General features: G+C 44.8%; 23 protein-coding genes and 2 pseudogenes. 6 read left to right on the forward strand and 19 right to left on the reverse strand.

Annotated features, from left to right (window positions below; all coding sequences use genetic code 11):
• The 7 genes and pseudogenes from ADU23_RS33140 to ADU23_RS07690 all read right to left on the reverse strand — a co-directional run.
• A pseudogene (locus tag ADU23_RS33140) lies at positions 1–251 on the reverse strand (helix-turn-helix domain containing protein); the annotation flags it as partial.
• Positions 252–431: 180 nt separating this feature from the next.
• Positions 432–671 (reverse strand): hypothetical protein, encoded by a 240-nt coding sequence (locus ADU23_RS07665; protein ID WP_053373203.1) that lies wholly within the window; start codon positions 669–671, stop codon positions 432–434.
• 64 nt (positions 672–735) lie between these two features.
• Positions 736–1,071 (reverse strand): DUF3888 domain-containing protein, encoded by a 336-nt coding sequence (locus tag ADU23_RS07670; protein ID WP_053373204.1) that lies wholly within the window; start codon positions 1,069–1,071, stop codon positions 736–738.
• 216 nt (positions 1,072–1,287) lie between these two features.
• The gene (locus tag ADU23_RS07675) at positions 1,288–2,784 is read right to left on the reverse strand and encodes an MDR family MFS transporter (RefSeq protein ID WP_053373205.1); all 1,497 of its coding nucleotides are present in this window, start codon (positions 2,782–2,784) and stop codon (positions 1,288–1,290) included.
• A gap of 214 nt (positions 2,785–2,998) precedes the next feature.
• Positions 2,999–5,416, reverse strand: coding sequence for an RNA polymerase recycling motor HelD (gene helD / locus ADU23_RS07680; RefSeq protein WP_053373206.1), 2,418 nt, complete (start codon positions 5,414–5,416; stop codon positions 2,999–3,001).
• 521 nt (positions 5,417–5,937) lie between these two features.
• The gene (locus ADU23_RS07685) at positions 5,938–6,375 is read right to left on the reverse strand and encodes a hypothetical protein (RefSeq protein WP_053373207.1); all 438 of its coding nucleotides are present in this window, start codon (positions 6,373–6,375) and stop codon (positions 5,938–5,940) included.
• On the reverse strand, positions 6,365–6,832 hold the full coding sequence (locus ADU23_RS07690; protein WP_053373208.1) for a MerR family transcriptional regulator: 468 nt from the start codon (positions 6,830–6,832) through the stop codon (positions 6,365–6,367). Before ADU23_RS07690 ends, ADU23_RS07685 begins: the two co-directional genes overlap by 11 nt.
• 278 nt (positions 6,833–7,110) lie before the next feature.
• On the opposite strand from ADU23_RS07690, the gene ADU23_RS07695 reads away from it, so the two are divergent.
• Entirely contained in the window at positions 7,111–7,668 is a 558-nt protein-coding gene (locus ADU23_RS07695; RefSeq protein WP_053373209.1) for a hypothetical protein, read from the forward strand.
• 215 nt (positions 7,669–7,883) lie between these two features.
• On the opposite strand, the gene ADU23_RS07700 is transcribed toward ADU23_RS07695, so the two are convergent.
• The 12 genes from ADU23_RS07700 to ADU23_RS07765 all read right to left on the reverse strand — a co-directional run bounded on the left by ADU23_RS07700 (position 7,884) and on the right by ADU23_RS07765 (position 18,629).
• On the reverse strand, positions 7,884–8,243 hold the full coding sequence (locus tag ADU23_RS07700; RefSeq protein ID WP_063845967.1) for a DUF7674 family protein: 360 nt from the start codon (positions 8,241–8,243) through the stop codon (positions 7,884–7,886).
• 302 nt (positions 8,244–8,545) lie between these two features.
• Positions 8,546–9,988 carry an alpha/beta hydrolase family protein gene (locus tag ADU23_RS07705; protein ID WP_053373210.1) on the reverse strand — a complete coding sequence of 481 codons (1,443 nt, stop codon included), beginning with the start codon at positions 9,986–9,988 and terminating at the stop codon, positions 8,546–8,548.
• 603 nt (positions 9,989–10,591) lie between these two features.
• Entirely contained in the window at positions 10,592–11,050 is a 459-nt protein-coding gene (locus tag ADU23_RS07710) for a hypothetical protein (RefSeq protein WP_053373211.1), read from the reverse strand.
• Between the two features lie 148 nt (positions 11,051–11,198).
• Complete coding sequence (locus ADU23_RS07715; protein WP_231637337.1) at positions 11,199–11,459, reverse strand: CPCC family cysteine-rich protein; 261 nt, start codon at positions 11,457–11,459, stop codon at positions 11,199–11,201.
• 162 nt (positions 11,460–11,621) lie between these two features.
• Positions 11,622–11,885 carry a CPCC family cysteine-rich protein gene (locus ADU23_RS07720; protein WP_053373213.1) on the reverse strand — a complete coding sequence of 88 codons (264 nt, stop codon included), beginning with the start codon at positions 11,883–11,885 and terminating at the stop codon, positions 11,622–11,624.
• A gap of 612 nt (positions 11,886–12,497) precedes the next feature.
• Positions 12,498–13,364 carry an SDR family oxidoreductase gene (locus ADU23_RS07730; protein WP_053373215.1) on the reverse strand — a complete coding sequence of 289 codons (867 nt, stop codon included), beginning with the start codon at positions 13,362–13,364 and terminating at the stop codon, positions 12,498–12,500.
• The gene (locus tag ADU23_RS07735) at positions 13,361–13,870 is read right to left on the reverse strand and encodes a hypothetical protein (protein ID WP_197286048.1); all 510 of its coding nucleotides are present in this window, start codon (positions 13,868–13,870) and stop codon (positions 13,361–13,363) included. Before ADU23_RS07735 ends, ADU23_RS07730 begins: the two co-directional genes overlap by 4 nt.
• 108 nt (positions 13,871–13,978) lie before the next feature.
• Positions 13,979–14,545, reverse strand: coding sequence for a MarR family winged helix-turn-helix transcriptional regulator (locus tag ADU23_RS07740; protein ID WP_053377527.1), 567 nt, complete (start codon positions 14,543–14,545; stop codon positions 13,979–13,981).
• A gap of 1,328 nt (positions 14,546–15,873) precedes the next feature.
• Positions 15,874–16,641 carry an ABC transporter permease gene (locus ADU23_RS07750; RefSeq protein ID WP_053373217.1) on the reverse strand — a complete coding sequence of 256 codons (768 nt, stop codon included), beginning with the start codon at positions 16,639–16,641 and terminating at the stop codon, positions 15,874–15,876.
• Positions 16,642–17,403, reverse strand: a complete 762-nt coding sequence (locus ADU23_RS07755) for an ABC transporter ATP-binding protein (protein ID WP_053373218.1) — start codon at positions 17,401–17,403, stop codon at positions 16,642–16,644.
• Positions 17,404–17,418: 15 nt separating this feature from the next.
• Positions 17,419–18,285, reverse strand: a complete 867-nt coding sequence (locus tag ADU23_RS07760; protein WP_053373219.1) for a pentapeptide repeat-containing protein — start codon at positions 18,283–18,285, stop codon at positions 17,419–17,421.
• Positions 18,286–18,299: 14 nt separating this feature from the next.
• Positions 18,300–18,629 (reverse strand): PadR family transcriptional regulator, encoded by a 330-nt coding sequence (locus tag ADU23_RS07765; RefSeq protein ID WP_053373220.1) that lies wholly within the window; start codon positions 18,627–18,629, stop codon positions 18,300–18,302.
• 534 nt (positions 18,630–19,163) lie between these two features.
• Here ADU23_RS07765 and ADU23_RS07770 point away from each other — a divergent pair.
• The 5 genes and pseudogenes from ADU23_RS07770 to ADU23_RS07790 all read left to right on the forward strand — a co-directional run bounded on the left by ADU23_RS07770 (position 19,164) and on the right by ADU23_RS07790 (position 23,954).
• Positions 19,164–20,371 (forward strand): annotated as a pseudogene (locus ADU23_RS07770) (IS110 family transposase).
• A gap of 1,030 nt (positions 20,372–21,401) precedes the next feature.
• Positions 21,402–21,638, forward strand: coding sequence for a WGxxGxxG family protein (locus ADU23_RS32015; RefSeq protein WP_082198134.1), 237 nt, complete (start codon positions 21,402–21,404; stop codon positions 21,636–21,638).
• A gap of 186 nt (positions 21,639–21,824) precedes the next feature.
• Positions 21,825–22,343, forward strand: a complete 519-nt coding sequence (locus ADU23_RS07780) for a DUF3231 family protein (RefSeq protein WP_053373222.1) — start codon at positions 21,825–21,827, stop codon at positions 22,341–22,343.
• Between the two features lie 347 nt (positions 22,344–22,690).
• Entirely contained in the window at positions 22,691–23,041 is a 351-nt protein-coding gene (locus tag ADU23_RS07785; protein ID WP_053373223.1) for a hypothetical protein, read from the forward strand.
• A 58-nt stretch (positions 23,042–23,099) separates the two neighbouring features.
• On the forward strand, positions 23,100–23,954 hold the full coding sequence (locus ADU23_RS07790) for a manganese catalase family protein (protein ID WP_053373224.1): 855 nt from the start codon (positions 23,100–23,102) through the stop codon (positions 23,952–23,954).
• Positions 23,955–23,999: the final 45 nt, after the last annotated feature.

Below are 23,999 nucleotides of genomic sequence, written 5' to 3' on the forward strand. Positions count from 1 at the left end.
TGGTACTTAGACCATACACCCTCAAGGTAATCTTTCACCGCTTGGAGCTTAAGTTCTGCACTATAACTTCGATTATGTGTACGGTGCTCCAGTCCTTCATAACCATACAGCTTGTAGCGACGCTGCCATTTCATCAACGTTGTTTTGTTGATCTCATACTTCTTAGTCGCAGCTAAAAAACCAATTTCCCCATTTGACACTTCTTCGAGAATCGTAACTTTCTCTAGTGCATTATATTTTCCTTTAGCCATGAAAAAGCTCCCCTTACAGTAATCAGGTTTTATTATTTCACCTGTCTACTGTAGGGGGAGCATATCACGCAGCGCCTGCTCTTCAACTTCCCCGTTAGAAGGAGTTCCGCTTGCCCCTCCTCTCGTCGGTGTTTCAGCTATCGTTCCCGTTCAGCAAAGGCCGGGATTCAAGGACTCACTTTATTCATTCCGACCCAGTTCCGTCGTCTTGATGGTCGTGCCGAGCGTGGTTAATCGATACAGACCGAAAACAACTGAATTAGCTTGCGCCAATCCTTCGCTCAAAAGCTCATTTAGTGACTGATTTACGTCAGATGGATCCTCCGGGGCTTTTGGAAGCTGGCCAGCAATCTGCACCGGCGTCTGCCATTCAGTGGTTAATGCCAATAAGACCGATTGTTGCAGTTCAGTCAAGTTCATGCTTACTCCCTCCTCTTCATCGCTTGCGATTCGACATTCTTTTAATGATAATACGTTGCAAAACCTAAAAGTTCCAATTGATAACGTCCATCCAGTTCGGCGGGAAATCGGCCTTCTTCGGATCTTTTAAATGCTTCCAGCTTATTAACTTCACATTATTAGGATTTACAGGAGATATATCGAATGTAAGACTGTCCTTACCGACGGGAATATGTGGACCAACTGTCGGAACCACCTCAAGGCATATTAAAAAATGAAATCCTCTAAATCCATTTACCCGTTGCACGTTTGTAACATTTACAAAGTAAGGATAAACTTCAGGCGAGTAATTCAATTTGTTTGAATATATCTCATCTATTTTCTTTTCTAGGTCTTTCATCTGCCCAGACGTTATCATCATTAAGACCACTCATTTGACAATAAACGATCAACATTATAATCAATAATTTTCTAATGACCGGAGCCCCAAATGGTTTTGGGATATTTTCCCCGAAGATTCCCTGATTCATCCTGCCGTTAGCTTAATAAAAGAAGTGCCTTAGAAAAATCAAAAATAGCCTTGGCCGACTAACGGCCAAGGCTATTTTCAAACAAGCGAATCCGAGCTGATTCGCGATTAGTGGCCCATCATCATCGCCGAGTCCGGATTGTCTCCGTCGGCGTTTCCGGCTTCTTCCTGCTGCTTCGGTTTACGCAGTAGGAGCGACAGTGCGACACCCGCGGTTGCGAGGCACGCGGACAGAAAGAACGTGTCGCCGTAACCTGCGACGACGGCGCTCAGCGGATTTGCGTCCGCTCCCGAGCTTGCGGCGTGGGAAGTGATTTGCGAAGTCAGATAACCCGTCAATCCCGCGACCGCGAACGAAACGACGACTTGCTGAGCTGCTGTTGTCAAAGGCGTAACGCGGCTCACCAGACGGCGAGGCGCAGAGTTCAGGACATGCGTGTTGAGCGGCATCATGGAGAAGCCCATGCCGAGACCCATAATGCAGATGCACAGGATGATAACCCACAGCGAGGTATCAATTGATATGCCAGACAAAATGAACAGGGAAATGGATACGACGGTAAGACCCGCGAAGGCGAGCGGACGCGCGCCGATCTTATCGAACAACCGGCCGCTGATCGGCATGCCGATTCCCGCGCATATCGCGTAAGGCATCAGAATCCAGCCCGTATCAAGCGCGGTGTAGTGCATGACGCCTTGCAGGTACAGCGGCACGATCAGCATTGCGCCGAACATCGCGAGCTGTACGATCCACGTCAAAATGATGCTGCGTGTAAAGTCGGACGACTTGAACACTTTCAGCTCCAGCAGCGGCTGCTTCTGTGCCAGCTCCACAAAGATGAAAAGGATGAGCGCAATACCGCCTACAGTCAAGCCCGTGATCGTCGAAGCGCTGGACCAACTGGTGCCTCCTTCGCTTACGCCATACGCCAGCATAGAGAAGGCTATCGGCGCGAGGCACATGCCGATGAGATCCAAATGCGGCGCCGCATGGCGGTCGGACTTCGGCAAATATTTATAACCGAGAATGAAGGCGATAATGCCGATCGGTAGATTGATGATGAAAATCCAGTGCCAGCTGACAGAATCAACCAGCCAGCCGGATAACACCGGACCGAACGCCGGCGCCATCAGCATTGGAATGCCGAGTACGCCCATGATGGACCCGCGGCGCTCTGGAGGCGCGAGCTTGAACACCATAGTCATCCCGATCGGGGCAACCATGCCGCCGCCCAAGCCTTGAATGATGCGGTAAATGATCAGCTGTTCCGGCGTTTGCGCAATGCCGCACAGTACGGAGCCGATCGTGAACAGGGCAATCGTAATCATGAAAATTTGCTTGGAGCCGAATTTATCGGTCATCCAGCCTGCAAGCGGAATTACAGCGGATAGTGCCAGCGTATAGCCGGTGACGGTCCATTGGATCGTCTTCAAATCGGTGTCGAAGTATTCAACGAGTTTCGGAATAGCATTATTGACGACGGTGCTATCCAGAATAACCATAATCATGGCGACAACAATCGCCATGAGCGGCGGCAGAATGGCTTTCAGCGAGAAGCCGTCCCCGCCGGCTGCAATCGGTTTTGTTTGCGTAGGAGCTGACATAGGTCCCTGCTTTCTGCTCATCGAGCTGTATATGGGTGAAAATAATGGTCGAGGAACAGATTGATCTGTTCTTCGATAGAGGCCGACATGCAGAAATAGGGGTCTTCGTGGAATTCTTGCTCACAACCGGCCTTGATGACGGGCTACGGGATGAGTCCGAATATATGCTGAATCATGAACGCGGCATATCGCGGCAGACATCACACCCGATCCGTCAATATGGCGCACTCTCGTACAAATTCGCAGGCAATGTCTGCAAGAACGGTGACCAATTGCCCGTCGTGTAAAGCTGAAGCCGGTGCATAGCCCGCGTACACGCCGTATAAAGAAGCTTGCGTTCGTTGTCCCGGCTGTAAGCTACGGGCGAAGCATCATAGACCAAGACCGCATCAAACTCGACACCCTTGGCGAGATACACAGGAATGACCATCACTCCTTTTTCAAAGTCCAGCGTCTCCTTCGTAATGAGCTGCAGAGCTTCGCCTCCTAGAATCCGTAACGATTCATGAGCCTTCCGGCTTTCGGCTGCGGTCTTCGTAATGATGGCAATGGAATCGAAGCCTTCGGCCCTGAGCGCCGCAATGTCTGCCAGAACTTTCGCATCACGCTTCTCTCCGCCGTCCAGTCTCGACAAAAGGGGCTTTGGCCCTCTCCTTTCAAACGGCGCAATTTCTTCTCCACCTGGAAGCATCGATTTCGTAAATTCAACAATTTCCCTGGTTGAGCGATAACTGCGTACAAGACAGACAAGGCTTGTTTCTGCTTCGCCGAAGAGGCGGACCAGCGGCGAATCGGATGCGGCCAAACTTGTAGCCTGCATGAAGATCGCTTGCCCGTAATCGCCTAGCACCGTCATCTTCGCACGGGGAAACAGCTTTTTCAGATATTCATATTGAAACGCCGAATAATCCTGGCCCTCATCAACGAAGACATACCGAATTTCCGTGTTCGTCCGGAGACCTTCGATCAGTTCTTTTATATACAAATACGGAGTCGCATCCTCGTAGAACAACTCGTTCCGGAGCAGCTTTTCCTTGGTCTGCCTGCATATTTCAGGCCACAGCGGGGGGATGACGGCCCCATTCGTTCTCTCCCGATAAGCAGCTTCGTCGACAAACAATTGGCCATATATGCCTTTGACATCAACAAACGAAAATCTTTTCACACTCTTCCTTAGCGGTTTAAAGCTTTCTTTCACAATCCTTCGGCGGAGCAGATCTTCCTCCCTTTGGGCGAAGTCAAAGTCGCCTTCATCTTCCCGGCGCTTGTTTTTAATCCTCTCGCGAACTAAAGCGTATTGTTCCGCAACGTCAAATACTTCCCTCTCTTTATGCAGCATTTCGAAGACTTCCATGTACTGCTCGGTGTCGAGAAAATTCAACTCCTCCTGTACCCAAGGCGCCTCCCGTTCTATGCGTTCCAGCGAAGCCAGTTCATTCAGCAGCCATTCCTGCAAAAGAACGACACGATTGAGCAACGGCAGGGAATGGTCATAACTATAAAATTTCACTCTCATTCGCTCCGCGGTAATCAAATCGCGGTCCCGAATCCGAATACCATTGAATCGCATACCCTTCCGTCCCAACCACATTCCAAAGCTCTGCAGGGCTTGCAGGAAAGCCTCGGAGGCTTTATACTCGATCCCCTGAAGACGAGCTTCATACTCCGGCGCTCCTTGTGCGGTTAGTACATATTCGATCTGATCAAAGGGATCCTCCGGCCGTAACGTGGAACCTAGCCAATAGTCGAGATATTCTTGAAAAGTCGTCTGCTGCATATTCTCTTCACCGAGCTCAGGAAGGACGGTGGAGATATAGCTGGTAAACATCGGATTCGGTGAGAAAAGAACGATCTGATCAGCCTTGATCGTCAGTCGGTGTTTGTACAGCAAGTACGCTACCCGCTGCAATGCCGCGGAAGTCTTACCGCTGCCAGCCGCCCCTTGTACGATAAGCATCCGGCTTTTGTCATTGCGTATGATGGCGTTTTGTTCCTTCTGGATGGTTGCCACGATACTCTTCATTTGCGAGTCCGCACCTTTGCCGAGCACTTGCTGCAGCAATTCGTCTCCGATCGTTTCGCTCGCGTCAAACATGTTGCGGATTTGCCCGTTTTGAATCTGAAACTGCCGTTTGAGTTCCATCGACCCTTCGACTCGACCGACCGGCGTGACATAAGACGCCAGGCCGGGGGAGCAGTCGTAGTACAGGCTAGCAATTGGCGTACGCCAGTCATAGATCAGAAAGCTCAATCCGTCTTCGTCGACGAAGGAAGATACGCCGATATAGATCTGCTCGCTAAAGTCCAGGCCATTCTCCTGAAAGTCGATGCGTCCGAAATAAGGAGATGGGAGCAGACGATTCATGCTCTTCCATTGCTGCGTCAACAGCTTGTGACCGCGCTCCCGTTCGGCAAGTACCGCGGACTGCTGGTTAATCGTGTAGAAGGTCTCTTCGAAATCCTCATACGTGCTTGTGTTGATCGTAACTTCTTCCCAAAACCGCCTGCGGATGTCCGTAGCCTGATCGCTCAGTCCGGCCACCTCCGGCTCCAGTTCTTCAATTCTCGCCTGCAGTTTGTTCCTGACTCGTTCCAACCGCTCCCGTTCCTGCCGCCAATCCTTCGTTTCCATCTCTCTCTGAACACTCTCCTTTTTCCTTTTTATGGAATTAAAAAGAGCATTGACAAATCAAAGTGCTCGATGTAAAATTAAAGTAGGGAATATTACGGATACACTTAATGTTCTAATTTGTCAATGACGCTATCGATTATATCATAGTGTTATTTTGTGTTCAATCTTTTTTATATTGCCCTCCTGCGGAGCTAAACACTGACCCGGCTTTGGGACAGTTTAAATAAACCACTGCGGCATTACGCTGCCAGTAGATGGCCCTTGAATTCATCAGGGTCATCTTTTTTATGCCCACTGCCTCTGAATTGTAAGAGATTATGTTGTAAGTGAAGACGCGTGCTCGAGCTTCTTCAGGGGTACCCTTAACTTATTTTGATGTGACTTATACCCTGCATATCAACTGCGGCTGATTAAAAAACTTTATTTCCCCTTACCAACTACGATTTACATAACAGATATTCGAAGCTTACTGCTCCTTACTATGCTGTAGTACGAAGTAAAGCTTCAATGAATCACTCCCACTATTTTACTGTTGGCGACTGACCACCGGTCTCTTTTTCCCTCATTCTTATGCCTAATACGATGAAGGCGACATAAATTACGATGGCAATAGAATCGATTAACGTATCTGCAAGTGCCGAAATGTCATGAAATGCCGTTATGCCAAGAATGACCATCAATCGAACGATCAGAAGCGACACGATCGTCCATGCAACATGCCGGATCTTCGATCGATCGCTTTGGAAGGACATGGAAATGAATACGATGCCGAAGACCAGATTTTCCGCCGTGATGATGTGCCAGACATACGTGAATACTGTCTGGGTATCCGTGGCTATCGCACTCACTTGAACCGTCGGCAGCACAGCGGATTGCCCGTTCCATGCATGCGTAACAGCAAACAGTATCGCAAGAATACCCGCAATCAGATAGTAAAAATTCCTAACCTTAACGTTCATGACATCCCTCCTCGAATATTTCGGTTTCCTCCTTTCGAATAGCCTGGTAAATCTCGCGAACGATCTCTGCCAGCCGCTGGTCTCTTACATGATTAAAGTCCCTTAACGTTTCGGATGCTACGTCGAGCAACTGACTGACCTTTTGTAGATGGGCAATCTTCATGCGTGTTTGTGCATTCTTGTCATCGAGGAACGCAGCAACCTCCTGGCAATAAGCAGGGTCTATATTCTCCATCCTGTGGAACCCAAACTTACCCTTGATTTCGTCAAGCGAAAAGTCCGCATACTGCATGATTTGAATATTCATTAAGTCGATGAGGTCGTTCTTCGAATACTTACGGTACCGATTGTCCTCCCGGGACGGTGATACGATGCCAATCCGGTCATAGTACCGAAGCGTATCCTTCGGGATCCCAAGCATCCGAGAAACCTCTTGTATTGAATAAAGTTTTTCCATAAATTTAAATTAACATTGGAGTGCACTTCAATGTCAAGTCGTTTTTTATCAAGGTATCCGATGTTCTTACACGGTTGTCGTGAAATTATCCTGCCCGTGAGCAAAAAAATGAGCAGGCCGGTCAGTGTCTGGTATCCCTTTATTTTACGATTGTCCTAAATGAACCTTGCGATGAATTTCGTCTCTCACTATTGTTGATGAGCTATTCAGAATTCGGATAAGGAAACCGATATTAATTAAGGAAAAAAATAACAATTAAAGCGAGAGGAAGTATGAGCATGTGTAAAAAAGGAAAATGGGGTTTCTTGATTGGATTGTCTATGGTTTTGTTTATTCTCTCAGGATGTGCAAGTAATGAAAAGACAGAAGAGGAGAAGCTAGTCGAAGCCATTCAGGAAGCTGTTAAAGATTCTTCGATTGGTGGAGAAGCCTCGAATAAGGCCGAAAAGCCTACTGTGGAGTCAACACTCAGCGAGATTGTTAATTTTGTAACTATTGATATTTGGAATGAAGCTTTTGTAAACATTAGCTGGTATGCCAGCAGCGGAACAGACAGCACAGGTAATGAATTGGATATCGAATTCACTATCGATCGTCTAGGCAAAGCTATGGAGAAGAAAGCGGAATATAATTCTTATATAGCGGGGTTAGACTCGGAATATGATGATATAAAACAAGTATGGACCAAACTATCAAATGAGATCGACACACTGTATGCGAAGCTAAAAGAAAATCCACCCCATGCAACTGATTCTGAATATGAATTCGAAACCGGGTTGTTCAAGCAATATAGTAAAGCATTCGACAGCGATGTGGAAAGCTTGAATGCCCAATAATGTACCCAAGCTCCTTCATTTTGAGGAGCTTTTTTATTTTTAGTACGCACTGCAGTATTCAGTTTATTGTTGTATACTCAACCCGCTATAGAAATCTGTTCAACGAGTCATTGAACTAACGTTCCCAGTTAGCATAATGAATCTTGCCGAATAGCTCGATGTTTAAATGCGGTGTTAGAGGTTGTTGGTGGCTTCGGAGATATACATAGAAATTCTCATAATCTCCCCCATGCTCTTTCAATATTATCCGATGCTTTTCTTGTTTCCTTACCCATATATCTATAAGCAATTTCTAGTATTTCCTTTTCGTCCCCAAGCCTCTCTAGAATAGTGCAAGACAAAACTTCTTTAACTAAAGTATCCCCCTTTAATTCCATCCTCTCATAAAATTCAAACAATCGTATTAGTAACCCGGTTTCTATATCTTTTCTTAGTAATTCGATCAAAAAATCATTTAAGTCACCAAAAAACACATGGTTAAGAACTTCCTTATATAATGCTTCATGTTCAATAAGGTTAAGCCTGAATTTCGGGAAATCATTAACAAATATTTTTGAAAGTTCATTATATTTCAAGCTTACCCGACCTTCTTAAAATTCTAATATCTTGGTCTTTAATGGTTTAGATTGATTTTCCACCGATCTTCTCTAACATCTTATTCGCGAACTTCGTATCTCTTCATAATAGGAATGCTGCCCGTTAGCTTAACGAGGCTGCCGTTCTATGCCAGCAGCCTCTTCCTCGTGATTGTTAAATCATTATTCCTTTCGAAATTGGACGATTCCAGTGTGATAAATACACCATCCCCCAGAACTACCTGTTCTCCGGTGACCCTTCGGAGTTTTTACAGCGTCTGCTATCACGCTTTCCAACAAGTTCACGGGAACTTCACCTCCGGGTACTGCGGGCTCGGACCTTTCAGCAGTTCCCCGTTGCCCGTTCCCTTCAGATGCTTGTCGAAGAAATCCAGCACATATGCATTGACCAGTCGGGTCCCGCGATTCCCCTTGATCGGGCCGGTCATACCGGTCAGGTCGAGCATCTCCGTAAAGAGCTGCATATCCGTAAAGTTATAATGGCTGGCTCCCTTCACCGCGATCATCGTCCCCCCATGGTCAACCGCGCGGCCGATCGCTGCCAGTTCGGCCGACAGACGCTTCTGAATGGTGGGATCGGTGATCTCTCCCTGCTCGAGCTTCGTTTTCCACGTCAGAAAATCCTCTGATTCCAAGAAAAGGAACGGTTTGTCCATACCATCCCGTTCCCGAATTCCATATAGCGTGCCGTCCATATTGATGCCTACGCGGATATTTGGAATGTCGTTTACTGCCCGGAATGCCGTCGCCCCGCCGAACGAATGGCCCAACAAGCCGATCCGGTTCATGTCGATCCTCCCTCTGAAAGCACCTTCATTCAGCTGCTCCAAGCTGCGGATGACATACGCAATGTCCTGCGTCCAAACGGCGCCGACCCGTTCGGCCCGGTCAAATAAATCTTCGACCGTCTCACCGCTGTGGCCCGTATATCCGATCACCCGGCCATCCGGAAAAGCGGTGGCCAGAGTGCTGTACGTATGGTCGATGCCGACGACGATATAGCCATGGCTAGCCAAATTTTCCGCTTGCGAGACATGCAGCAGCCTACCGGCGGTCCCCTCCCCATGACTGATCAGCACGAGAGGGAAAGGCTTGCCCGAGGAAGCAATCGGCGTCCGTTCGTATGCGTTCGTCTGGAAGTACTTCCAGTAATCAAACACGTAGGCAGGTAGGTTCATTTCCGCTGCGTACACCTTGGTATATGCCTCGAACAGCTGTCGATCCTCCGGGAATAACGAAACTCTATTGCCCGCGGGATGCGTCTGCTGCGCCGGGTACCAGATCTGAATCATCAGCTCGCGTTTATCGTCCGGATCCTCCGTGAACGTCTCCTCGCGTTTACCGTCAACGAGGTGAAAGGTCTCCGTACCGACCGCATACTCTCCCTCCGGCTCAGGCATCCGAACTACAGGCATCGCAGATGCCAGCAGTGCGGATGCGACCAGCAGAAGGCAGCCCGTCCCGTAACCAAGGTATCGGAGCGGCTTCCAAACCTTGCTGCCGTTCTCGTCTTGCGCGCGTCTAAGGATAACGATCAGTATGCCGGCCAAAGTCAGCGTATAAGGGACAACCATCTGCCATCTGTATCCCTCGAAAATCAGGTGAGCCGCCAATGCCCCAGCGCCCACCAGCCCGGCTGCTCTGGATGCCTTCCGCGTGCGTAACATCAGCGTCAGCAGCTGCAGCGCCCCGCACAGAACCAATACCATTTCAATACTTCTCATCCCGCAATCCCTCCGCTTCAATGTCGGTTCGCCTAAGCGACCGACTTTCATAATTTTAGCGGGTGGAGGTTAAGTTCCGGTGAGGCTATAGTTTAAATTTCGTTTAAATCTAATGCAAATCGCTATCTGCCTGCCTAGATGAGAGCGAAGCCGCGCTACACTGCAACCACGCAAACCTCCCCGTTAGCGTAATTAAGCAGCCGATCATTGTGGTCGGCTGCTTCCGTGTTTTTATTGAGCTATCGTTTCCCGTTAGTTCAATCATTTTTCATATACATTAATCTAGCTAGAGAAGTTAGGCGAACAAATAGTAGAAGATATCATGAGGAAACAGAGCTGCAGATAACAGTTAGGAATTGGGATATGCCAGCCCGTGTAACGATCGAAAAGTTAGATCCAAGGACTAAGTTAGTCCACGTTAAACAAATGGAGCAATAACAAAAATTCCGTTTATGAATATTATGAAGATAGAAAGCCCCGCATAGATAGCGGGGCTTTGCTTTCTCGATTGAAGATTATAATCTGAAGTGGTTCCGAGAACTGAACTTTGATTTTAAAATTTTGACTTGAAATCGTTTCCTGTTTCAACATAATAGCTATTTTCTAAAAGTTTGTAATTTTTATTTTATTCTCAGCATTACTATAATAGTTTAATTCTTTAAAAATCTCACGACTCTTTTTTACAAAATCTTTAACAGAAACATCTCTAACTCCACCAAACCATGCAACACTATCAACCAAACTTTTTACCACAACTCCAAATCCAGGTGTGGAATTTGTAAATTGATTTTGGTTTGGAAATATATTATCTACGTGCATATAGTCTTTGTATAAACCTTCTTCTATGGAACGGTAGTAAGGATTGTTAGAGACGTTAATATGGTTACGAGTGTAAAAAATCATTTGAATATGAGAACCTAAACTTATCAACTGGCAGAAATCTTCATTTCCATCTACATTTGCATTCCAAAATAGATCATCCTTTGTCCATTTGTAATAATCATTGTCAAGCACCTCTTGAATTCTAACTATGTACTCTTCAATCCCTTTTTCAGTACTCATTATATTAAGCCTCCTAATCTCTTCTCACTACTCTGGTTGTTCTCTAGTCCATCTTACTATATTAAACGTAAATTTTAACAGCAAGTACCACATGGTGGAACTATCGTTTCCCGTTAGTGCAACAGTCGTTTTTCCTTCACTCATTTTATCAACGAGGTAAATTATTTTCGGGATACTCTTCCTTGTACGGTTCTCTAACCGAATCTTTAAATTTTCTCTCATATGCCCCGAAATCCCTATAATTTCCCTTTGCTTGGTTCAAAGATATATGGTTTGCGCCGATGTTTATTTCAGGCTTGTCGTGAGCCACTTCGTCATACTGCCAAAAGCATACTTCACAGATTTCAAAAAAAGCCTCTTCTTTGCTTCCGAAAGTAAAAAAGTCGCAACATGGACATTGTACTCTCACTATTTTTCAAGCTCCTTCCCTAAGCAGTTCAACTTCGTCTAAATCACAACTTTTTCCACCCTAACCTGCCAGTTCGCTTAATAAAATGAGCAGGCCACTGCAACGCCTGCTCATCCATGTGTGTTATTGAACTATCGTTCCCTGTTAGCTTAATAAAATTAATTAAGCAAGTGGTTTCCATTCAGGGTCAATTTCATCATTAAAAGGTTTTCTTGCATACTTTATTTTTCGAAGTTCTTTTGCACCAAATTTTATAAAGTTTTTTTGTGCTTGTCGTAATGATGGAACATTAGCTCCTCCTTCATAATCAGGGTTAACAAATTGAACTCCATCATCTTCCCAAAAGCAAATATCACAAATATCGTAAGTACCTGGTGGCTCTTCGTCTAGTGTTTTATATCCGCAACAGGGACAAGTATATTTCATTCAATAACACCTCTCTCAGCTCAACGTATTCGCGAAATTGACTAATCAATCCTGCCAGTTAGCGTAATGAAGCAACCGATCAATGTGGTCGGCTGCTTCCGTGTTTTTATTGAACTATCGTCCCTCGTTAGTTGAATAATGTATTGTTATTACGATCAGTTATTTTAAATGCCTGCTTTAAGCAACTTAGATGGTCTAGCTTCACACCCATCATATCATTGAACACTCTGTATATAAGTTTTGCTAATTCTATTTCATTTGTACATGTTATAGACTTTTGTGCAATTTGATTGATCTCAATATCATACTCGTTCTGTGGAGCACCTCCAGCTAACAGACCGATAGGGTCCCAATTGTTAATCACTTCAGTTAAAAGCCTGATACTTATTTTCACCTTTATCACACCTTATTTGGCAATCTGTCTAGTAAAAATATTCTAGAATTTGCTCTAAAATCCTGCCCCTATCTTAATAAAAAATGAGCAGACCACTGCAGCGCCTGCTCATCCATGTGTGATATTGAACTATCGTTATCCGTTAGCTCAATGACTTGTCTGGGATCGGAACAAAATGCTGCCAACGACACAAATTTCAAAATAGGTGGACTCCGCCTCTACCGGAAATTTTCTACACACTCATGCAGAAAGGCGTCTAGCGTGCGTGGCTCTCTGCCGAGCAATCGCTTCACAGTGTCATTTGGGCTTTCTGGCACCACCGTAGACATGGTTTGAATTTCCACAACGTGGTTCGCGAGCCAAGAAGGCATATGCCCGTGCTCGATAAGATAGCGGAGTAGTACTCGGGGTTCCATGTTGATGTAGCTTATCGGCCGATTAAGCAGGGTGGATAGTCGACTCGCGACCTGGGGATAACTGAAAATTTCCGAACCAGTAAGCGTATATATTTGGCCTGATACCTCGCCATTGGTCAGAACTTCTGCGGCAACATCTGCGATATCGCGACAGTCAATGAAATTACACGGTGAATCGCCCATGGAGCCGAAGAAAACATTTTGGGTTGTAACCGTTGGCGCAAGGCGCATTAAGTTTTGCATAAACGCATAAGGGCGCAATACGGTGTGGGCGAGACCCGATTCCCTCAGTGTTTTCTCGATTTCTTGATGCCAGCCTGCCACTGCCACTGGAGAGCTCTGCTCAAAGGCAGGGCTGGATATTTTTACGATGTGTTTGATTCCAGATTCGGCGGCAATCTGAATGATCGAAGTTTCCAATTCGATTTGTCTTGGACTGTTGGACATGGCAAGGAATAGCTGGCTACAACCTGTGAACGCACGGCGCAGCGACTCGGGGTCGGAAGCATCCGCCGATGCGACCTCGATAGTCGATCGGCCTTTTTCTCCGATCTGATTACGCAACTTCTCTGGCTCTCTGCTCAGCGCCCTGGCGGGTACGCCAAGATCAACCAAACGTTTCAAAAGCGCACTGCCTATCGTACCTGTTGCTCCCATAATAACTATCATTTTATTCTTCTCCTTTTGGATGAAAAATTAGTTGTGACGGCAAGAAGCCATCGCCATGTCACTATCGTGCTTGCTATGAATCCAGACAACGGGAAATCGATCCAGACGCGATCGACCCAGGCCAAGTGATTGCTCGGTATCATGTTTTCCAGTAAAACAGATGTCAACCATGCGGCATATAAGCCAAACGAGGACCCGGCCCATGCAAACACCCCTACCACAACCAAGTGAGGTGCACCGATGACCCATCGTATACGGCCCACTCGGCTGCGCAACAAAAGGCCAATCATCAAAGCAATCAAGGCCGATGCGCCGCCGATTGTGGTCAATGCCCCTATTTGAAGCCCCCTATCGGTAGTAACCAATCCCCCGATACCTGCCATGATGGCAGGAGCAGCATAGGCCATTACAACCTCACGCCATAGTACAAATGTCTTTTTCTTGAAACCAACAGCCTTGATGGCGTATACATCGTCTGTCTGGTTCGGGTATTTCATCTTGTTCATTTAGTTGTTCCCTTCTTCTTTGAAATAGCTCAACGATTGATTTCCGCGGAATATAATTAGCGTCCTAACTATATGAGGATAAAAATAGGCTAGCTTCACTAGCCCATTCTACTCACTACTGATATTTCCCTTTGGTTTCGAGCCTAGCTCGCCCGTAAGCGCTGAGATGCCTTGTGTAACTCGGCCTAGCAAGTCGAGAAATACGCTGCGCTCCTCGATACTGAGTAGGCCCACCATTGCTTCTAGCCTAGCGAAATGCTCGGGAGCCATTTCGCGGAGCTTCTTCGCTCCTTCTTCCGTCAAAATAACCGATCTCTGACGGCCATCGTCTGAGCTTGATCGCCGAGATACTAGCCCATCTCGTTCCAGAATGTCGATAAGACCTGTCACTGTAGCACGTGTAACGCCTAGATGCTCCGCTAATTGCGAAGGCAACACTTCTCCTTCGTTATCTTCAAGATCTGCCAATAAACGATATCGGCCTGTTGATAAACCGAATCTAGAGAAATGAATCTCCGAGGCATGCCCAAGCTTTGCTCCCGCTGCCATTAGCCTAGACGCGACGAGTATAGCCTGTGCGTCTATGTCTAGGTTATAGCGATCAATCTGCCGCTTGGATTGGACAAGCGAGGGAATAGCGTCAATATCATCTATTCTTTTATTATTGTTGTTCATACACATAGTATGGCTCCTAACCACTTTTGTGTCAACACATTTTTAGAACACAAGGCGAGGGGAGATTTGAATCCTTGTCCGAAGATCACTTCATACAGGCTTATACGGGTGTAGTCACCGTTTTGATGTCACCCAAGAAAACGCCCCGAAAAGTTGCGCAATATTCTTTGGGAGAATTTATTCGACTGCTCCGACATCTGATATACTTCTTCAATAAAGTCCGAATCCTGTCGAGATGACGTGGCCTGCTACAATCCGGAATTCTCATGCCTCGATTCCTGCATGAGGCACTTCAAATTCCCGCATTAATACCTAATAATTTTGTTTGGTACAATACCAGTACGTTATCCTACACATAACAAAAACCCGACCAAGGACATGCCCCTTTAAAATAAAAAAACAAGACAAGTACAGCATAGTTCCTAGTCAGAACTGCATCACCCATCTTGCTAATTATTGAATTAATTGATCTTATAGATGCCTTGCTTATTGTTCCCAAGACTAAAAATCCATCCAAAAAAATTGAGAGATAGCGAGAATGAGTCCAATAGCATTCACGACGATAAAGAACCACTTTTTGGCCCTTCGACTTAACGGCTCTGACCCTACTAACAAAGTCCAAACCAAAATGCCGTTTAATACAACCATAATAATGAGAGCCAGCCACCAATTAGCTACCATTACCATTTCACCATCCCTCGACTTGAATACCCATTATCTAGAACCACCATTAAATTACAATATCCCTCTCTTCCTTGTAAAGATCTAGAAACAAATTGCTTTTAATTTTCATTGTCTACACAAAGTAAATAGTGGTCGTAAGATTGCAGTAAAAATTTCTCAGTAGTCAAACTACTAAGAGAAAAAATCCGAACAGTCCTTACTACCCTACAAAAACACCATTCATTTACTTTCACCCAAAGTGTCATCATAGGCGACATTACCAATCGAAAACAATTATAGGCGTATTCACTGGAATTGGCGCCTTCTTGCGAAAAATGGGTATCCGGAAAGGTCGTTTGCCGGTATTAAATCAATCGCACTTATAGTCTCCTGATTGATCAGATGTGTGCTTCTGCTTTTTTGTTCGCTCATAGTTGTCCTTTAATATTTTTCTTCTCCGGCATCGATTCCTCTTCCGCCTAGTTATATTCAAAAGAACGCAATAAGCAATTTAAATGAAAACAATAACTTAGATTCGTTTTCGACATAAAAAAGCACTGATGAAGAAAAGTCATCAGTGCTTTTTTGCTGCTTATTTCCATGAAATGAAGATTCATCACATGCAAGACACCTACCAGATTATCATTACTGCCCGAAGTCCTTCTTCACACTCTCTTTTTGTACACCCTCATTGCAAAGAAATAGGCTACGAACAAAATCCCGACGCACCACGCAAGTGCGACCCATATATCATTGCCCACAGGCTGATCTGACAGCAGCGCACGGATAGCCTCTACGATCGAGGTCACCGGCTGATTTTCAGCGAAGGCACGAACGACCGCAGGCATCGACTCGGTCGGAACAAACGCCGAGCTGATAAACGGTAGGAAGATAAGCGGGTAGGAAAAGGCACTTGCGCCATCGACCGTTTTTGCAGACAGACCTGCAATGGCCGCTATCCAAGTTAATGCCAGCGTAAACAGAGCGAGTATGCCGACAACCGCAAGCCACGACAGTATTCCCGCAGACGAATGAAAGCCCATAATCAAAGCTATGATAATGATAATAATTAGGGATATAGCGTTGGATACTAACGAGGTGAGTACATGTCCCCAAAGAAATGCGGAGCGTGAAATAGGCATGGTTTGAAACCGCTCGAATATGCCCTTCTGCACATCGTTGAACAGTCGAAAAGCCGTGTAGGATATTCCGCTAGCAATGGCGATTAAAAGTATGCCTGGCAGCAGGTAATTCACATAGTTATCCGTTCCGGTTTGAATGGCGCCTCCGAACACATAGACGAACAGCAGCATCAACGCAATCGGCGTGATGGCTACCGTAATGATGGTGTCCATGCTGCGGGAAATATGACGCATAGAACGTCCTAGCATAATGCTTACATCACTGAAGAAGTGCTTTTTTACTCCCTCCATTTACTTTCCCTCCCTTTTGCCCACGATTGCAAGGAAAATATCCTCTAATGTCGGCTGTTTTTCAACATATTCCACTTTTGCTAGTGGGAACAGCTGTTTCAGCTCCGAAAGCGTGCCGCTGGCAATAATCTTGCCCTCATGCAGAATGGCAATTTTGTCGGCAAGCTGCTCTGCCTCTTCCAGATACTGCGTGGTGAGAAGAACCGTCGTACCTCCGACCGCAAGCTCTTTGACAATCTTCCATACCTCGATACGTGCCTCAGGGTCGAGTCCGGTGGTCGGCTCGTCGAGGAATATGATTTTTGGTTTTCCCACAAGGCTCAAGGCGATGTCGAGCCTGCGGCGCATACCACCCGAATAAGTGGATACTCTGCGGTCTGCGGCATCTGTCAGGCCGAAGCTTTTAAGCAAATCGTCTGCAACCTGTCGTGGGTTTTTAAGGTATCTTAGCTTGGCAATCAAGATAAGATTTTCCCGTCCGGTCAATAATTCGTCAACGGCGGCAAATTGACCGGTCAGACTGATCGCTTGTCGCACATTCTCTGGTTTTGAAGCAACATCGAATCCGTTTACGGTAACGGATCCGCCATCTTGTTTGAGCAGTGTGGTGAGGATTTTGACAACCGTAGTCTTGCCTGCCCCGTTGGACCCGAGCAACGCGAAAATACTGCCCTCTTCCACCTCAAAATCTACGCCCTTTAGGACCTGAAGATCCTTATAGGACTTTTCGAGCCCGGTTACTTTAATTGATTTGTTTGGCATATTTTTGTCCCCCCCTTAAATTACGGTAACCTTAGACAGATTGGCCTCCATGCCCTTAAGAGAGGCATAAGTCAACTTATCCATCATCGCTCCGTCAAAGCAGATCGTTTTAATGACGCGATAGTATTTCTTCGTTAACGTAAATCCTGAAATAAAAGACACATTTTTAAGCGTTGCTCCCCTAAACGAAACTTCGTTTAATTCCGCCTTGTCAAACTTAACGCCGATAAAGGTTTGCCCGTCAAAACGCTGCCCGCCCAAGGCGGAGTACTTGAAGTCAACCCCATCAAATAAACATCCTTCAAAAATCGTTTTGCTTAGATCGGTTAGCGTTAACGTCACGTCGGTCAGTCTTACTCCTGTGAATTTGGCTCCGTCAAGCCCCGACTTACTGAAATTGGTTCGTACAAGGATCGTCTTATTGAAGCTTGCATTTGTCAGGTCAAGTCCGGATAGGCTGCAGTCCGTCAGATTCGCGCCGTCAAAATTGGCTTCGCGAACGTCGCTGCTCTTAAACGAACTGCCGGTCAAATCTGCGCCTGAAAAGTCGGAGCCGTGCAACGCGCTACCTTTAAACAGTCCTTTATGGGCCGTAACGCCTGCAAAGTCGCTTTTCGCCAGGTTGCTTGCGCTAAAGTTTGTCACCACCTGACGTTCCAGCGAGCGGGAGAGGTTGGCGACCTCCAGGATCGTTTGCTCGATGTCGCCGATACTCTCAATTGTCATCTTAAACGCTGTCTCATCATCCTTGCCCTCCGCTTTGAGTTCACGGAACCGCTCCTGTAAATCGGAGTGCAGATCGGCCTTTAATTCGGTAACGCTTTTTACTCCATCGTATGGCGTAAATACGCCGTTCAAGTAATTCGTCAATTTCTGATGCATAAAATCATCTCTCCTTATAATAAGTTTTCTAGAACGCGCTTCGCGTACTCCCAGTTGCTTATATTGCGGACGTACGCAACCTTACCCTTTTCGGTAATTCTAAAATATTTACGGCGTCCTCCTTGGGATTCATCCCCCCAAAACCACTCTATATCACCGTCCGCCTCAAGCCGTCGGACGCTGGAGTACATCGTGGCTTCCTTTAATTCATACTCACCACCCGAGCGATCGGCAATCAGCTTGACGATCTCGTAACCGTAGCGGTCAGCTTCGGATAAGAGCCGCAAGATCATCGTATCGGTATGTCCGCGCAGCAGGTCGGATGTAATTTTGTTTTCACTCATGTAATCACCTCGCATTTGTATAATACGACACATTACTGTGACTGTCAAGGTAGTATTTTAAATTGATTACTTTGCCTATGAGTGAAGGTTCTTGTTCGCAATGAGGAATCACAAAAACAAAAAAACCGCGCTATGCGCGGTGCTTCATGGATGTATGTTCATGTCCTTTAACAATGCAGTGTCACTCTAAATAGTTACCGCTTCATCCGACATGCCCAACGTTCATTTTCCAATCGGTTTGACCTTAGTGATACATTTTAAAATGCTGCTTTTAAGCTAACCTGTCCGTTCGTATTATGAGACCATCCATTTCTTTCTGGTTGATCCTTTTTGCATTAGCTTCGAGGATTAGAGTAGCCGGGTCAAACGTACCTGCCCGTGGGACTTGATCCCGAGCGCTATAATGTTCACCCCTACTTGTCATGACCATGATTGAGGCTGGTTGGGACGTGGATCCCGTATCTCATGCGATGCTGTGGAGCGACAAGGAGGTTCATAGGGGCTGCCGGTAAATCTACTTCGAGGAGTGAAAAAATGAACCCTGTTATAGGGCTAGACATTTCTAAAGAAGAAAGCCACGGACAAGCTTTCTTAGATCGAGGAAAACCATACCGCGAGATATTCCATTTCGAACATACACGGGATGGTCTCGAGATATTGCTTCAAGTTATTCATGACATCGAACATGAATCAGGTCATCGACCTACAGTGATTCTGGAAGCAACCGGGCACTATCAAAGCCCTGTTGTCCAATTTCTAGAGGAGTATCACTATTTATTTTTCGTTATCAATCCGCTCATTTCTAATCGGCTTCGAAAAACCAATCTTCGTAAAGTGAAAACGGATGCTGCTGGCGCTTATCTTCTGGGCGAGCTTTACTATAGGGAGGAATTCGAACCATTCAAAAAAAGAGGTGTGCAACTGCTTAATATGCGTGATCTGACGCGACAACACGAGTCCTTCTCCAAGATGTGCGTGCAGACGAAGCTTCAATTCCAAGCCGTTCTTGATCAAGTTTTCACAGCGTACAAAGGTGTTTTCGGGGCTATGTATGCTAACGTGTCCCTTCGCTTCTTACATGAATTTCCGACTTCATCCTCAGTTCTGGAAGTCAGTGAAGAGACATTAAAAATTACAATCAATACTCTTCTATCTTCAAAACATGGGCGATCAGAAAGGTGGATTAACGAACGAGTTCAACGGTTGCTCGATGCCGCAAAACAAAACCCATTTCAGCAAACGATGTATGCGAGCCACTTGATTAATCTTAAGATTTTGATCAGCCTTATTCTTCAGTACCAGGAGCATCTTTCTGAGTTGGAACAGACCATAGATGCCCTGGCTACTGAGATTGAAGAGTATGAATTAATCCAGTCGATTCCCGGTATTGGCCCTAAAATTGCTGCAACAATTTTAGCGGAAATTGGAGAAGTCGACAGATTTGATCATCCAAAGAAACTGGTTGCCTTTGCTGGAATAGACCTCAGCGTTTTTGCTTCTGGCAAGTTACAGCAACACGTAATCGAATCACTAAACGTGGTTCCAGACAGCTTAGATACGCACTAGTTATGGCGGTACAGTGTGGACTAATCCGCTCTCGCAACACTCGAATTAAAGAGTTTTACGAACGCAAAAGAGCTGAAGGAAAACCTCACAAAGTGGCTTTAGTGGCGTGTGCGAATAAGTTAGTTCACTGGTTGTATGCCATATTAAAAAGTAAGAAATCATTCCGTCCAGCATAGTAGACAATTGATGATATAACCTTCCAACACCACTCAAATTGGAGGGTTGTTTGGCATGCTCATTAATCAATATAACACAAGTTCTCGAGTTGTTTTGCTGGTAATGTTGACAAGCTATTAGCTGGTGTAGCTTAACAAAAGAAGTGCCTTAACATGAATAAGAAATCAAAAACCTGACCTCACGAGGTCGGGTTTTTCATGGTATTGGTGGAGGCGAGGGGGCCCGCCGCCCCTTAAATACAGAATATTTTCTCAGTACATTCTCACTCCAAAAGGCCCTTTTCTGTAAGACTTAAAACACTCATAAATTTCATGTCAAATAATACCATCTGAATCGAATGTAATATCACTCTCTACAGGAACAATTTGAGCACAACCGCCATCGTGGCTACACTCAATTTGAGCAACTACTTCTGGTCACTTCTAACTGTAAACGAGCAGTATCCTCAGTTATCCGAAATTGACTCCTTCCCTGTTTTACCTCATTAATTAGTACCTCTTTCTGTATGCTTCGCCAAGAACCCATCCAGAATCTCAGCCATTGGCCCGTTTGCCAACGGTCCCTTCAGCTCGTTCCTAACCAATAGCAAAGCAGCAGCTGGAGGCATATGGATCGTCCTTAGCGCTTCGATCAGAGTATTCTCTTCGTCACTTAGTCGTTTTATGTACTGCAACTCTATCGGTTCAGGTGTTATCACCAGTTTCACACTCTCTCATGGGATGGTTTTTACTTCCAAGTACACGACATCGTCAAATTCCGTTTTGACGATGTTCTTGTCACTTGAAAATTACAGGAAGTGCTGTCGCACATTCCCCTTCAAAGTATTAGCTAATGTGATTGCTATTAACCAAGGCGGACAAATCTTGTCTTATGTCATTCCTTACATTTTTATTTATCTTTATTTCCTCCTAATATCTTGATATTTGTTCGATAAGGTTAAATAATGTCTGTTGACCAAATGTATAAATATTTGCATTGAAACAAAAAATAAAGTTGTTTTTAATTCCAAAAAGTGAATGGGGTATTAAAATGAAGAGAGTGATGATAGTTATTAGCTTAATCGGTTGTATCATGATGTTTTCGGCTATTCCTGTATCTGCAGAAAGTTATGACCGTTCAAATAACGGAACTACAATGAACGCAAATAACTACAGAACAAATGCAACAACAGATGATGATGGTTTTGATTGGGGTTGGCTTGGTCTCTTAGGTTTACTTGGTTTAGCAGGAGCTAGAAATCGTGCTCGAGATCGCGATCGTGCTTAAGTGTTGAATTAGATCACACAAACACCCCCAGTTATCACTGGGGGTAGGTATTTGTGTGCGATTACAAACACAGAAAAAAAATATCTTCAACAGATTCCTTTATGCTATTAAGTACCATGTAATATTTATCTCCACTCGGAGACATATTAACCGAGTCAAAATTAAGAATAAAAGGAGCATTACTAAATGGGAATATTAAACGGCAACCCAAAAGATGAACCCATGCATTACGGTGAAGTATTTAGTGTTTGGCAAGCTTCTACGGTGGCAAAAGGTGCTATATCTTGCTATCAAGCTTATTTAAACCACGCCGGCGACAAAGAACTTAAAAAGGTGCTGGACGCACTCATTGATCAAGCAAAACTTGAAATTAAGGAACTAGATGCATTGCTTACTGATAACGGGATTGCTGCCACTCCAGTAATGCCTGAAAGACCGTCAGTAAAACTTGAAGATATCCCTGTAGGTGCAAGATTTACAGATCCCGAAATTTCAGCTAAGATTGCAGCTGACACTTCGATGGKGTTAGTTGCTTGTAGTCAAGTTATGGGTCAATCCATAAGGGAGGATATTGGAGCTTTGTTTGCAAAATACCATATTACAAAAACAGCATTAGGCTTAAAAATACTTGAGATGAGTAAAGATAAGGGGTGGCTTATTCCTCCTCCATTACAAATCAAAAGGCCTGAAACAGTTAACGTCTAATGTAAATCCTATCCCTTTGGGATAGGATTTTTCTTATTTTATCAAGACGCTATAATAAATTTTGGATACAAAAAATAAAGTGGAATTGGGATGGGCTGCGACAATTTTGTTCTAAACAAAACTGTATAAAATTGAATGATTTATTGGGTCAAAGTATTAAATTTCCTCCGTGGGATAAAATACATAACGTTTCACTCCCTAATGCTGCATCTCGATTTAATTCGAATATGCAGCTTTTTTATGTATTGGTAGCTATTAATCAACAAAAAATCTCTTTGTATATATTTTTGGTTCTAAGGAACAATATTCAAGAAAAAAATAATTACTAAAAAGAAGGAGACAATACAATGAATCAATTTCAACCAAATAACCAAATTTCTCAGCAAATCGCACATGCAGAACAACTCATTCAACAATTGGTAAACCAAACTCAACAAGCATCAGGTCAATATCAACAGTTATTAAATCAAGAGCTAAATAACGCGAAACTACTTGAGCAAATCGCTCAACGTGAACAACAAGCTGCACAAATAATTCAAACAGCCTTACAAGGACATCAAACGGCACTACAACAATTACAACAAATCTCCAATATCTGCAATCAAATTTCACATGCACAAACAACTAACTCGCAGATAAATGCCTATTCAAATATGAATAATCAGCAACCATTTGGTGTAAATCACTATTCACACTAATCACACTAATTATATGTCCTTTGTATTTTCATGCAAAGAATGTATGGAATGAGGTTATATGTACTTCTATAAAGAAGACTTAATCAACAACATTGTAGTGGACAAACCTGATCCAGCAGCAGCCAAGGTTTTACAAGAAACGCTTGGCGGACAATTTGGCGAAATGCGTACAATGATGCAGTACTTTTTTCAGAGCAGCAACTTTCGCGGTAATGCTACACAATACCGTGATTTAATCCGTGGTGTGTTTCTAGAGGAAATAAGCCATGTTGAACTAGTTCAACATACAATTAACCAATTATTAAACGGTTCCGGAGGGGAGCTACCTGGTAATATCGGTGTTGACTCCGCCCCTCTTGATGAAGCCGTTAAACTCGCTAATCCTCACCACTATATCGTTGGTGCCCAAAGCTCTTTGCCTGTTGATGCTGCAGGTAATCCATGGCTGGGCAATTACGTGTATAATCACGGTAATCTAATCAGTGATTTATTGGATAATGTGGTTCTTGAGTCTACTGGGGTTTTACAAAAATCAAGAATTTATGAAATGAGTTCAAATAAGACGTTTCGGGAAACATTAGCCTTTCTTATGGTGCGTGATAATGCACATCAGAACGCATTTGCTAAGGCTCTAGAAACGCTTGGCGTCGATTGGGGCAATTTATTTCCCGTTCCGAATTACGATATAAACAAATACCCGGAATGCCGTAAATATGTTGAGTTGGGTTACCATAACGCTCAATTTAATTTTCGTTTGGATCCGACGCGAATCGGAGAAATATTCAGCGGACAAACACCTAGCCGAAACAATGGTAATTTGGAAGTTGTGCAGCCTCCCGAAGGTTTTCCATTACCTTTTTTACCAGAATTACCGAGTGAACATAGTCCTGGGCTTTACGATATGAATGCATGAATTAATTTACAAGAAATGAACCAGCTCTCCAGACACCATTAGGCA

Origin of the sequence: Paenibacillus sp. FJAT-27812 (assembly GCF_001273905.1) — a bacterium.
GTDB lineage: Bacteria > Bacillota > Bacilli > Paenibacillales > Paenibacillaceae > Pristimantibacillus.